This window comes from Mesorhizobium sp. YR577 (assembly GCF_900116595.1).
Classification (GTDB): Bacteria; Pseudomonadota; Alphaproteobacteria; order Rhizobiales; family Rhizobiaceae; genus Mesorhizobium_M.
Genome location: NZ_FPBI01000026.1, coordinates 62,613 through 74,356 on the forward strand (window position 1 = coordinate 62,613; position 11,744 = coordinate 74,356).

10 protein-coding genes and 2 pseudogenes are annotated in these 11,744 nt (G+C 57.2%); 2 read left to right on the forward strand and 10 right to left on the reverse strand.

The genetic code is table 11. The features are described from left to right. Window positions 1-6: 6 nt before the first annotated feature. The 6 genes and pseudogenes from ctaD to BM413_RS27220 all read right to left on the reverse strand — a co-directional run bounded on the left by ctaD (window position 7) and on the right by BM413_RS27220 (window position 6,266). Entirely contained in the window at window positions 7-2,523 is a 2,517-nt protein-coding gene (gene ctaD, locus BM413_RS27195; protein ID WP_091917994.1) for a cytochrome c oxidase subunit I, read from the reverse strand. Continuing rightward, the gene (coxB, locus tag BM413_RS27200; RefSeq protein WP_280141861.1) at window positions 2,520-3,494 is read right to left on the reverse strand and encodes a cytochrome c oxidase subunit II; all 975 of its coding nucleotides are present in this window, start codon (window positions 3,492-3,494) and stop codon (window positions 2,520-2,522) included. The genes ctaD and coxB overlap by 4 nt, the downstream gene beginning before the upstream one ends. Before the next feature lie 202 nt (window positions 3,495-3,696). Beyond that, window positions 3,697-5,046, reverse strand: a complete 1,350-nt coding sequence (locus BM413_RS27205; protein WP_091917995.1) for a PQQ-dependent sugar dehydrogenase — start codon at window positions 5,044-5,046, stop codon at window positions 3,697-3,699. A gap of 169 nt (window positions 5,047-5,215) precedes the next feature. Next, entirely contained in the window at window positions 5,216-5,524 is a 309-nt protein-coding gene (locus BM413_RS27210; protein WP_091917996.1) for a DUF1236 domain-containing protein, read from the reverse strand. Between the two features lie 278 nt (window positions 5,525-5,802). Then, window positions 5,803-5,985 (reverse strand): annotated as a pseudogene (locus BM413_RS33785) (hypothetical protein); the annotation flags it as partial. Between the two features lie 68 nt (window positions 5,986-6,053). Continuing rightward, a complete protein-coding gene (locus BM413_RS27220) occupies window positions 6,054-6,266 on the reverse strand; it encodes a hypothetical protein (protein ID WP_139238669.1) in 213 nt (70 codons plus the stop codon). Window positions 6,267-6,348: 82 nt separating this feature from the next. On the opposite strand from BM413_RS27220, the gene BM413_RS27225 reads away from it, so the two are divergent. Then, on the forward strand, window positions 6,349-7,338 hold the full coding sequence (locus BM413_RS27225) for an SDR family oxidoreductase (protein ID WP_244538043.1): 990 nt from the start codon (window positions 6,349-6,351) through the stop codon (window positions 7,336-7,338). Window positions 7,339-7,902: 564 nt separating this feature from the next. Here the strand turns inward: BM413_RS27225 and BM413_RS27230 are convergent. After that, complete coding sequence (locus BM413_RS27230; protein WP_175544462.1) at window positions 7,903-8,244, reverse strand: hypothetical protein; 342 nt, start codon at window positions 8,242-8,244, stop codon at window positions 7,903-7,905. Between the two features lie 642 nt (window positions 8,245-8,886). Between BM413_RS27230 and BM413_RS27235 the strand changes: the two genes are divergently transcribed. Continuing rightward, window positions 8,887-9,156 (forward strand): YMGG-like glycine zipper-containing protein, encoded by a 270-nt coding sequence (locus BM413_RS27235; RefSeq protein ID WP_091917998.1) that lies wholly within the window; start codon window positions 8,887-8,889, stop codon window positions 9,154-9,156. 101 nt (window positions 9,157-9,257) lie between these two features. Here BM413_RS27235 and BM413_RS27240 read toward each other — a convergent pair whose 3' ends face one another. From BM413_RS27240 to BM413_RS27250, 3 genes and pseudogenes are all read right to left on the reverse strand, one after another. After that, a complete protein-coding gene (locus tag BM413_RS27240; RefSeq protein ID WP_091917999.1) occupies window positions 9,258-9,722 on the reverse strand; it encodes a GFA family protein in 465 nt (154 codons plus the stop codon). Between the two features lie 20 nt (window positions 9,723-9,742). Beyond that, window positions 9,743-10,119, reverse strand: a pseudogene (locus BM413_RS27245) (NADPH-dependent oxidoreductase); the annotation flags it as partial. A 44-nt stretch (window positions 10,120-10,163) separates the two neighbouring features. After that, window positions 10,164-11,168 carry a hypothetical protein gene (locus tag BM413_RS27250; RefSeq protein ID WP_139238670.1) on the reverse strand — a complete coding sequence of 335 codons (1,005 nt, stop codon included), beginning with the start codon at window positions 11,166-11,168 and terminating at the stop codon, window positions 10,164-10,166. Window positions 11,169-11,744: the final 576 nt, after the last annotated feature.

Here is an 11,744-nt window from a genome sequence, read left to right on the forward strand (position 1 = left end):
GCAGCCTCACAACATCCGGGGGAAGAGGCCAATAACGGCAAACGTGGGCAGCGTGGTTACGGAAAGGAAGTGCCAGTACAAAACCACGTTTTGGAGATCGACATCGTGCTGTGCTGTCAGACGCCCCGCCAGACTGCGGGCAAGGCAATAGACCTGCATCACAAGTCCGAGTACTGCGTGAACCACCGTCCACAGCACGAGTACCCAGACGATTGCCGGATAGACGTGCAACTTCGGGTCCATTCCGTAGGATATCGGGCCGGCCATGGCAGCAACGCAGCCGCCAATCGTCAACAGCGCACCAAACATCAGACATGCGCGCATAGCCAACACAAAACCTCGACTGTTCAGCCTGCGCGCATAGATCATTGCGATCCAGGCTGCCGCAAACAACCCAAGGCCGATCATCGGCCATTGTGCTCCCGGACCTTTCGAGCCGGCGGTGAAATCCTCATGAATCGTCCAGTAGAAGAAGTAACCGAAGATGAGACTCGCAAAGGCGGTACCGTCACCTACCATGGTGATGAACATCGCCCACCAACCTGTGGAGCTCGGTCCGGAAACGTAAAGCGGCAAAGTAACGCCCAGGCCGATATGCTTTTGCAGCTTCTCGGGAAGTTCGGCGGTGCCCGTCCACAGCCAGTAGACGATTGCAGCAAATGCACCAACGGCGGAAATGATGGTGGCGATCCACCAGTGAAAGGTCATCGCAACAAACGCGCCGCCAAGGAACAGAGCGGAAATGATCGGGACATAGGCTGTTCCGGCCACGCGAAGCACCTGGATTGGCTTGGCGTCCAGCACGGAGGTCACGAGGCCTTCCCGTCTCCCCTCCTCTGCATCGGGCAGGTAAAACCGACCTCTATTGATGTCTCTCATCAGGTTCGCCTGATCCCAGAGGGGATAACGACTCTCGATGATGGGGATTGACCTGACGCCCCAGTTTTCCTTGGGCTCGCTAATCCATTCCAGCGTCCCGGCGTTCCATGGATTGCTCTCGCCCTCCGGTTCCCGATGCTTCGGCCGCAGAACGTCGATCACAATCACCAGAATGCCCGAAGCGAGAATGAAGGCTCCGATCGTTGAGATCAGGTTCAGCCAGTCCCAGCCCACCTCCGGTGGAAAGGTGAAAACGCGCCGCGGCATGCCCCGCAGCCCGGAGAGATGCATGGGAAAGAAAGCCACGTTGAAGCCAATGAACATCAGCCAGAAGGCAAGCTTGCCCGCCCGATCACTGAGTTTTCGCGCATTGATAAGGGGGTAGTAGTAATAGAGACCGGCAATGACCGGAAACAGCATGCCGCCAATCAAAACGTAATGCAGGTGGGCGACGACGAAGTAGGTGTCATGCGCCTGCCAGTCGAATGGGGCCAGGGCCACCATCACGCCGGTAAGGCCGCCCATCACGAAAATCGCCAGCCCCCCTGCCCCGAAGAGCATGGGGACCGAGAAGATGACGCGACCGGCGAGCATCGTTGCAATGAACACGAATATCTGCACCCCGGTCGGAATGGCTACCGCCTCCGACGCCGCGGAAAAGAACGCCAGCGAAATTTGCGGCAATCCCGTGGTGAACATGTGGTGCACCCACAGTCCGAAGCTGAGGAAGCCGGTGCCGACGGCAGCGAGCACGATCCACGAATAACCGACGATCCGACGTTGCGAGAAGGTCGGCACTATCATGGCCATCAGGGCAATGGCCGGCAGGAAGATGATGTAGACTTCGGGGTGGCCAAATATCCAGAACAGATGCTGCCACAGAATGGGATCGCCGCCTCGTTCCGGGTTGAAGAACGGCCAGTCGAACATGCGCTCCAGCTCGAACAGGATGTCGCCGGCGATCAAGGGCGGAAACGCAAACAGGATCATCCCGGCGACGACCAGCAGGTACCAGGCAAAGAGCGGCATCATATTGATGCGCATCCCCGGGGCCCTGCACTTCAGGATTCCGACGATCAGTTCGACTGCCGCTGCGATCGAGGCGATCTCGATGAACGACAGACCCAGAAGCCAGATGTCAGCGCCAATGCCGGATAATTCCTTATCGGTCGCAAGAGGCGGATACATGAACCATCCCGACGACGGCGCGGCGTTGAAGAAGATCGATCCACAAACGAAGATGCCGCCCAGGAGAAAACTCCAGAAGCCGAACGCCGAAAGACGCGGAAAAGGGAGCTCCCGCGCGCCGAGCATGGGGGGCAGCAGAAAGATCGCTACTGCCTCGAAAATCGGAACGGCAAAGAGAAACATCATCACCGTGCCGTGAAGCGTGAAGGCTTGATTGAACAAATCCGCGGACAGGAAATCGTTACCCGGCACGGCTAGTTGGACCCGCACCATCAGCGCCAGCACGCCAGCGAAAAGCATGAAGGCGAAGGCTGTCGCGGCGTACCAGAGACCGATCTGGTAGTTGTTGACCGATGTCCAGTAGCGCCAACCGGAAGGATCGGCCCACACCTTGCGCAGACGCTCCTCCTGGGCCTTAGCCTCCTTGCGCGTAATCCGATCAGCGACCTGGGTCATTTCAGCCCCTTCAGGTAAGAGGCGATTGCCTGCAGGTCGTCTTCCGGCAACATCCGGAAGGCCGGCATTTTAGAATCTGGCTTGATGACGTCCGGGTCCGCAATGAACCGTCGGATCGCCTCCTCGGTATTTGGCAAGATGCCCGCAGCCAGGCTCTCCCGTGATCCGAGATGGGTCAGATCGGGACCAAGCGTTCCCGTCGCCTCGGTGCCACGAACGGTATGACAGGAGCCGCAGCCATTCGAAATGAAACGAAGCTTACCGTCGCTCGCATGTTGCTCAGATGGCTGCGACTGAGCCTCAAGCCATGTATCGAAGGCGACCGGGTCCATGACCACGGCAGAAAATGCCATGAGCGCATGCGAGGTACCGCAGAACTCCGTGCAGGGTCCTCGGAAGATGCCGACTTTCGTGGCAAGCAGCGAGAGACGGTTGGTCCTGCCGGGGATCATGTCCATTTTTCCGCCAAGCGATGGAATCCAGAACGAGTGGATGACGTCGCTGCTCTTGAGGACAAATTCGACCCGCTGCCCAAGCGGCAAGCGGATTTCGTTGGCCGATGCAATCGAAGTTTCGTGGTTCTCGGACCGGTAGGAAACGCGCCACCAGAATTGTTCGCCGGTTACCTCGATCCGCAGGGGTGCGATCGATGATTCCGCCGCCTGCGGCCGGAGTGACGGCATCAGCCACAACGCGTAGCTGAGCAGGGCCATCAAAACGACGGCGGGAAAAACAGCCCCGCCCCAAAGGATCAGCCGACCTGCCGATTGCGCGGAATGGGGTTTGTTTTTCCAGCGCGCGGCGTAGAGCAGCGTACCGATCACTGCCAGCCATATCGTCGCGCCGCCTATGACCATTACCCAGAACAGCGTGGCAATCTGCCTGGCCTCGGCACCGGTCGGCTCGAGAGCCGATTGAATTCCCGCACACCCATGCACGAACATAAGGATTGGAATGAGATCGTAGCGCAACGGCGATCGCGGATATGGCGCTCGTTCCACCGCTTGTCCGCGTACGACCTGCGAAAAACTCGATAAAAGACTTGCTCTTTTGTTGAAGCAGCCCCCGCCATTCCCTCGCGGCTGAACCCTGTCGTGGGAGGATTGTTCCATGACGTTGGAGGAGCGGAGAGGTGACGCGGGTGTAATAGCTCTGCTCCTCCATTCGAAGCTGTTATTGTTCCGCACCGCTGCTCTGGCCGACTGGAATGACACGCCAAACCTTGTTGCCGACGTCGTCCGCAACGAGCAAAGCGCCCTTTTTGTCGACAGCTACGCCGACGGGCCGTCCAAGCGCCTCGCCGTTTTCACTGAGAAATCCGTTCAGGATGTCACGCGGCGGACCGGAGGGCTTACCCTTCGAGAACGGCACGAAGATCACCTTGTAACCGCTTCGCGGCTCGCGGTTCCACGATCCGTGCTGACCGACAAATGCACCCTTCGAGAATTCAGGGCCAAACAAGGTTCCCTCGTAAAAAGTCAGGCCGAGCGACGCGGTATGCGGGCCAAGGGCGTAGTCGGGAACTATTGCCTTCTCGACAAGATCAGGCCGCTGCGGCTTCACGCGCTCATCGACATGTTGGCCGTAGTAACTGTACGGCCAGCCATAAAAACCACCGTCCCGCACTGATGTCATGTAGTCGGGAACGAGATCACCGCCGATCTCGTCGCGTTCGTTTACTGCAACCCACAATTCGCCACTGTCCGGCTGCCATGAGAGGCCATTGGGATTGCGCAGTCCCGACGCAAACAGGCGGGATTTCTTCGTTGCAAGATCGATCTCTAGAACGGCAGCGCGGTTGTCTTCTGCCTCCATACCATTTTCGCCGACATTGCTGTTGGAGCCTGCTGTCGCGTAAAGCTTGGTGCCGTCGCGGCTCGCGATCACATCCTTGGTCCAGTGATGGTTGATGTCGCCGGCCGGGAGATCGACGATCTTTTCCGAAGATACGGCGGTCGCGCCATCCTCATAGGGAAAAGCGACGATTGCGTCCGTATTGGCGACATAGAGCTTGCCATTGAACAATGCCATCCCGAACGGCGAATTCAACCCTTCGAGAAGCACTGAATGCGTCTCGGCAACGCCATCGCCGTCTGCATCACGCAGCAGCGTTATGCGGTTGGCGCTCGGCACTTCGGCTCCAGCCTGGCCCATTACGACGCCCATGATCCAATCGCGGAAGTCGAAGTCCTTGTCGGGTTTCGGTGGCCTACTGGTTTCAGCCACGAGGACGTCGCCGTTCGGCAGAACGTGCAGCCAGCGCGGATGATCAAGACCGTCAGCAAATGCGTTGACGACAAGGCCCTCCGCCGCGATGGGCTGCTGGCCGGCAGGCCAGGGTTTGGCTGGCGCGATGTTGACGGTGGGGATCAGTTTGGGATTTGGTTTGGGGAGAGTCGGGTTTGGTCCGTAGCCCTGCTCGATAGCGACAGTGGCAGTTTCCTTCGACAGAAAAAAGACCGCTCCTGCCGCGATGGCGACCAAAGCAATCACCAAACCTACTGCAAATATAACTTTAGCCATCGGCCAGTGGCCTCATTTTACGTCTGCCCTGAATACTTGGGGGAACCAATCGAAGTCTGGCTGATTATTCTAAATCCGGATGTCCACTTTCTCGTCCGGGTCGTCGAAGCCCGTCGCAGCCCTCCAGCGGCGGGCTTTCCGGCAAAGCAATCCCCTTCCCGTCTCAGGCTTATTCCATGATATGAATGATCCGGCGCGTGCCGGGTTCTACGACCACCGTCCGCTCGCCCACCACGACATAGCTATAGCCTCCGTCGAGGTCGGGTTGTTCGATTGTGTGAAGCTCAACAGTATCCGGCAGAACCGTGCCAACAGAAAAATCTACATCAGGTAGAGGCTCGATGGGCACGACTCGGTCACGCACGACATATTCTCTGATTATGGTTTCCTGCGCAGGTCCGAGCAAAACGTCCTGGGCAAACGATGCACCGGTCGACGGGGCAATGAGTAGACCTGCTACTAAAAGCTGGGCTTTCATGGTTTCCTCCTGTTGTAGAGATGTTTCACAACTGCCCGCGCTCGGAAACGTTCCAAGATTTTCGAGGAAGTGTGAGGCAATGACGGCAGTCAGGGATACGATCTCTATCCGGACAGGTTCATTACGTCTCGACTGGACGGCCTGCTAAATTCCACATGCCCCGCATCCGGCGTTTTAAATCCACGCCAACTCCCCGGGCATGGGGATGCGCGGAGACAGATTCTGCGAGCGGTCAGGAGGTGCGGCAAAATTCTTCAGAATATGGTTCGGAATAAAGGGGTACGCGAAACATAGACGTGACGGCCGCCCGTGGTGCCTGACCATGAGTATAGAACCGCTGGGGCGTAATTAAATGAATGCTTTGCACGGGTCATCGCCACGCAAAGCAGACGCCTTCCCTCTTCAATTTCGTCACGCTCGCCAACTGCGAGATCTGACGGTATGCAACCCGTCGTGATGGAACATCCATTGATGGGGTCAATTCAGCCAACAAGCTTCGCAACAGATCAAGAATGGCAATAGGATTCCTTCATCCTTCTGCCTTGAAGTTCTTTGCCTCCTTCTCGATCTCTTTCTTGTCGTCGCCATGCTTGCGAATCAAGGCCTTTGCCTGATTGGGGGAGACGTCAGTTTTCTCGGCTAGGTCGAGTGCCCGCTTTTCGACATCTCGCGATTTTGGCTTGTTCGGATTCATCGGCTTTCTCCTCTGTTCGTCAATGAACGGGCAGTAGATGCGTTCCATCAGGCATCTGAGGGGAAACGGGCAGAAAACTTTTTGGCGTGACGTGCGTTGACCATCGAAGGTCCGACCCATGGAGGCTCATATGCGCCGCGCGACACAAACCAAGACCATGAGCGAGGCAAAAGCAGCGGCTGCGAAGCAAAGACGAATCCAGGCCCGGATCACCAAGTCGGATGCAAACTCAACACCGCAGGATAAGTCCTCGGTTCAGGTCGGGGCGCGCCGATATCCTGAGCCACCCTTTCCCAACCAACATCAATCGAAGCCGGGCTCCGAGGCAGTCCTTGATCCCAAGCCGATGTACGACGCGCCTTTCTATATTGGATCGAAGAAGCTCGAAGGAAAGGTAGCGCTTATCACCGGGGGCGACTCCGGAATCGGCCGGGCAGTGGCAATTTTGTTTGCTCGCGAAGGGGCAGACGTCGCTGTCGCCTATCTTTCGGAGAAAGCGGACGCCGAAATCACGAAGAAGGCCGTGGAGGCCGAAGGAAAACGGTGCATTACGATCGCCGGGGACGTTTCCAAGAGGAACTTCTGCCTGAAAGCGGTCGCCCGAACTGTGAAGAAATTGGGCAAGCTCGATATCCTGGTCAACAACGCCGCATTCCAAATTCACGCATCAAAGTTCGAGGATCTGACCGAAGAGCACTTCGATACGACGCTCAAAACCAATCTGTATGGCTACTTCCACATGGCTCAGGCTGCCGTCGCGCATATGAAATCCGGTTCCGTCATTCTCAATACCGGTTCTGTGACTGGTATCGACGGCAGTCCGCAGTTGGTGGACTATTCGATGACTAAGGGTGGGATACATGCTTTCACCCGAGCTCTTGCCGGCAATCTGATTGATCGGGGCATTCGGGTGAACGCAATCGCCCCGGGTCCAGTCTGGACCCCACTCAATCCGTCCGACAAGAAAGCGCAGGACGTTTCAGGGTTCGGCGCAAAGACCCCTATGAAACGCCCTGCACAACCGGAGGAAATCGCTCCGGCATATGTGTTCCTGGCATCATCCCATTGTTCCAGCTACATCACGGGCGAAATTCTTCCCATTGTCGGCGGCTATGAGTGAGTTGAAAAACAGGCAGAATTGCATCGAACAATACCGATGGACGGTGGACATGATTTGCTCGCGGGCAAAGCCCACACCATCCATGGATTGCGTGGGGTATCCGACTATCCCGCACGAACGGGCCGGATCGCTCCGTTTCGGGCAATGCTCAACTCGTCTCCGCAGCAGTGCATGCGCGAGGCGCTGCCGCCGCGGGGTGAAGGATCTTCAAGTCGTTCAATGTGGAGCGAAAGTCCCAGAGCTGACTAGCAGCAGAGTTGCACCAATCACCATCAGAGCAAGACCCGGCCAATTGGCGGCCCAGCTAAATGCTGTTATGCCACTTCGCGTTGGCTCCAAAGTACGGCCTGTCGAGGAGGTCGAATGGGAATCACTCAAACGGCCTCGGAAAATGGCTGCTCTTGCCATCGCCAACACGCCGCAAATAATGAGCAACGCGCCAACCCAGTTTAATATCATCTTCGCCTCCCCATTCCGCGGGACAAAACCGAAACACAATCAACCGACGCCGGTTCAACGTGTCTCGGCAATAACCACTAGGCGTGTCAGATCACGCTTCGCTCCTTAATCCTTGCAGGCGTCATCAGCTTCTGCGGCGGCAGTTTTATCGCCTTTCTGCTGGGCTTCGACATCCTGCTGAGATGTGGCAAGGTTCTTGTTGCCGCCGCCCTCCTGGTCAGCGAGAGGCATCGTGTTGCCGTCCTTCTTCGTAGGATTGGGATTGACCTGTGGCGTGGTAGCGCTCTGCGTGTCAGTCTGAAGCGGAGCTCGCGTGCCGTCCTTCGAAATGCCGGTCTTCGCATCGTTGGAAATCGATCCGGTCGTCTCGGGACATGCTGCGAATGCCGCAACGGGGACAAAAGCCGAAATTGTCAGTGCGGCCATTGTTGCGATGATCATTTTCATCATCATTCCTCCTTTTCGCTTTTCGGGGTCAGTGGAACTCTAACCTTTCAGCACGCAGGTTGTTCCGTTCTTCGGCAAGGCGGTGCCGCAATACCTCGCGATCTCATTGTGGAAGGGTATGCTCGCAGGCTGATCCAAGTCGAACTTTCGCTTCATCCAACATCAAAGGCTCCTGCTGTTTGAAGATATTCCTCGTTGGGACGGCTTGGCGAACAAGGTGACCGAGGCGGAACTGCTCGTAGTGCGATTCTCTGCCCATGAAGTTTTTCGACGAATTATCGATGCGATGTTCGAAGGGGAAGGAACAAACCACTGCCCTTCCTTCGTTTTATGTACCGTCCTCGTCCCACGCTCCATGAACGGTAGGCCGCCGATCGCCCCTGGCCGGCGGTATCAAAGCCGTTTGACGGCTGAGAAGGGCCAGGCCCGCATTACGTCCTGGCCTTTCGGACTCCCAGCCTGGAACAAGCGCCACCCGCGGAATCCGACACGTTCGCTCTTCGTCTATCAGATCCAGTAGCTCACAACGGAGGGGGCGAGAGAGCCGCAGCCTTAAGAATTTTGCGCGTAGAATGGCTCCGGCGGATCAATTAGCCAACTCACGCATTTCTCTCGGGAGGGATTGAAAGTGGAGGAATTCTAATGAGAAAGATGCTCATACTTCTGATTACGCTCACTTCCGTTACCGCCTGCTCGCAGACAGAACGCGGCGCAGCGATCGGTGGTCTTGGCGGTGCCGCGGTGGGCGCTGCTGTCGCTTCGCCTGGCAACACGGCGGAAGGGGCCCTAGTGGGAGGGGCAGTCGGTGCAGTTGCGGGCGCACTCATCGGTCGTGCGAGTGAACCAGGCGATTGCTACTATCGCGACCGTCGAGGAAACCGCTATATTGATCGTTGTCCTCGCGGGTATTGAACACAGGTCGCCTGGAGACCCATGATGTGCAGCGCTCATCGCTTTCGCGTGCAGGATCAGCTGTAACCCCTGATCAGTAGACAGTGGTCAAAAAGGTTTTGTCACAGCGAGTGCCGATCGCGCGGATTTCCAAGTTCCGGATCGCGCTGCCTCGAATAGTCGTCAATCCGAGGCAGGCGATCGGCGAATTCCACCCAAGGCAATCTTAGTTTCCAGTAGGCATGGGCTTCGGGTTGAAAGCGCTCGGGATGGTCGAAGAAACCGATCGTCAAATAGAATTCGTCGTCAATTCCGCCGTCGCGATAGCCAATCGACGTTCCGCAATTTCCGCAAAAACTGCGCGTGACCCCCGTGGTCTTCGAGAAGGTTTTCATCTTGCCGCGCGTCAGCTTGAACTGGCGCGGTCGATAACCCACCCACATGGTCAGCGGGCTGCCGATGGCGCGCCTACAATCATCATCATGATCAGTGCAAATCCAGAACGGTTCTCCCTGCATCTCGGCGGCAATAGCGCCGCAGAAGCAGGCTCCCGTTTCCACTCTGGCACTGTTTTCTTTTACGTCCATGCTGGGCACCCTTGTTTCGGTCAACCTTCCGCTGCCGCGCCTGGATAGTTTTCGCCTTTCAGCGCCCGCGCCAGATGGGCGGCATTTGACGCCGCCATCTTCAGCGTGTCGACCACCTTCTCCGGCGTACCGGTGAAATCGACATGGTTGACGGATCCCATTGCCTCGCCCACCCAATATATCTCGCCGTTGGCCGGTATGGTAAAACCGACATTGTTTAGCGCCTGGAAACAGGCCGCATGGCAATGATGCGCGCCGTCCTCGTTGCCGACGACCGCCACCAGGGCAACCTTGCCCGCAGCCGGCATGCGCCCTCTGCGTCGGTCTCCGACAGAAAAGCGTCCATTCGCTCAAGAACACGCTTTGCGATGCTCGAGGGTTGGCCCATCCAGATCGGTCGGCGAGCCCGATACTGGACCGTGATTTGGCTGCCGTCGCGCTTTACTCGACTGTCACGTCGAATTCCACCGCCGCGGGCAGCGTTTCAGGCCGGGAACGATCATGAAAGATGTAGGCAATCGTGTAGCTGCCGGGCGTATCGAGGGAAATGCCGGCGGTTGCGAAGTTGCTGAAGTAGTCCAGCGACACGGGAAACGGCGGTGGGGAGTCAGCCTTGTAGGTATGCTCGTCGGGAAGTGATTTCAGAACCTTGCCAGATTGATCGCGCACTTCAATGTCGAGCCCGATCTCGTAACTGGACATCGGCGTACCAACGTCCTTGCGACCGACATTCTCGAAAAAGGCGTAGATGAATATCTCCTCACCTGGTGCATAGACATTGTTGGGGCGTTCAACGAGGTTACCTTGCTTGAACGCCGCCTTGTCCGCCAACGTCTTCTTGGTGAGCTTCATAGGCGGAAGTACCGCCTGCAGGGCGACGGTCGCACCGTCGATGCTGATCGGCGCAACACGCTTGCCGTCAGGCCCTGGTGGTGTCGTGAAGTAGGATTGCACCATCGGATAGCAGAACACGTTCGCTTGTGGGTCATCGAGAACGAAAACCATGGTTACGGGCGGCATCTTGGCGTTGCGGCTCCCGTCCAGTTGAACGAGCGCGCACATTGGCCATCTGGCGAGCACGCTCGCACCTTTAAGTGTTGGGTCGGTCTGGAATTGTTGCTCCACCTGACGGAGCGACTCGTAAAACTCGGTCGAGTTTTTGTCCTGCGTGGTCGTCGTCATGAGCATAACGACATTGGCCGCCGCATGTGCCTTCTCTGCATCTGCCTGCGCCTTTTGCAGGACGCTGCCGTCCCCGCCGAGCCGATACGTCCGCACGAATTCCTCGTTCTTCAACGCTTTGGTCGCACGCTGCCAGGCCTCCATATCGAACGTCCCCTCCCCGCGCTCACTCAGCACGAAGAAAGCAGGAACGTTTGCTTCCTCGGCACGGGCGGAAACCAGGAACAAGCTGGCAATCGCAAGACTGGCGGCAAAATGCTTCATCGAACCCTCCATTCGTTCGCATCCCGCCCAGGATGGTATTCACTCCATCACGATAGCACTCAGTGTATCATAGAAGTTGCAATAGCCATCAAAATACGGGAATTTTGGCCGGGGCGCTGACGCCAACGTCGCTATGACGTAGTCGTCACTTTTGGACGCGGAGCTGTCGCTCACTGCGATCTTCCTTGTCGCGAAATTGGCTGTTTTTCAGGGTGACGCGCGGGCAACCAAGGTTTTATCGTTCCCGAACGGGATCGAGGAGGTTGGTGTGAGAAAGCACAACAGCGTTGCTATGGGTTGGGAGGTCTTAACTGACGACGAGGCGATCGAAGCCGCGATCGACAGGCATGGGACGGACCCTACGACGTCGGTTGCCTATTGCACATTCAAAACGTCTGGAAATCGAGATGACCCTGAGTTTCGGTTTAGTTCGATCTATTTTTGAAGCTGCTGAAAAGGCTCTTATCGGGTGGGCTTCGCCGCGCGTGCTAAGGCACGTATCTCTTGGCCGGAGCTCGAAGATCTATTGCTCCTTCCGGATCGGGAAGAAACTCCGGTCCCACAACCCTTACCTTG

Excerpts from the sequence above, each read along its gene's own strand:
- ctaD (WP_091917994.1), bottom strand. The coding sequence starts at position 2,523 with ATGACCCAGGTCGCTGATCGGATTACGCGCAAGGAGGCTAAGGCCCAG.
- BM413_RS27205 (WP_091917995.1), bottom strand. The coding sequence starts at position 5,046 with ATGGCTAAAGTTATATTTGCAGTAGGTTTGGTGATTGCTTTGGTCGCC.
- BM413_RS27210 (WP_091917996.1), bottom strand. The coding sequence starts at position 5,524 with ATGAAAGCCCAGCTTTTAGTAGCAGGTCTACTCATTGCCCCGTCGACC.
- BM413_RS27220 (WP_139238669.1), bottom strand. The coding sequence starts at position 6,266 with ATGGAACGCATCTACTGCCCGTTCATTGACGAACAGAGGAGAAAGCCG.
- BM413_RS27225 (WP_244538043.1), top strand. The coding sequence starts at position 6,349 with ATGCGCCGCGCGACACAAACCAAGACCATGAGCGAGGCAAAAGCAGCG.
- BM413_RS27230 (WP_175544462.1), bottom strand. The coding sequence starts at position 8,244 with ATGAAAATGATCATCGCAACAATGGCCGCACTGACAATTTCGGCTTTT.
- BM413_RS27235 (WP_091917998.1), top strand. The coding sequence starts at position 8,887 with ATGAGAAAGATGCTCATACTTCTGATTACGCTCACTTCCGTTACCGCC.
- BM413_RS27240 (WP_091917999.1), bottom strand. The coding sequence starts at position 9,722 with ATGGACGTAAAAGAAAACAGTGCCAGAGTGGAAACGGGAGCCTGCTTC.
- BM413_RS27250 (WP_139238670.1), bottom strand. The coding sequence starts at position 11,168 with ATGAAGCATTTTGCCGCCAGTCTTGCGATTGCCAGCTTGTTCCTGGTT.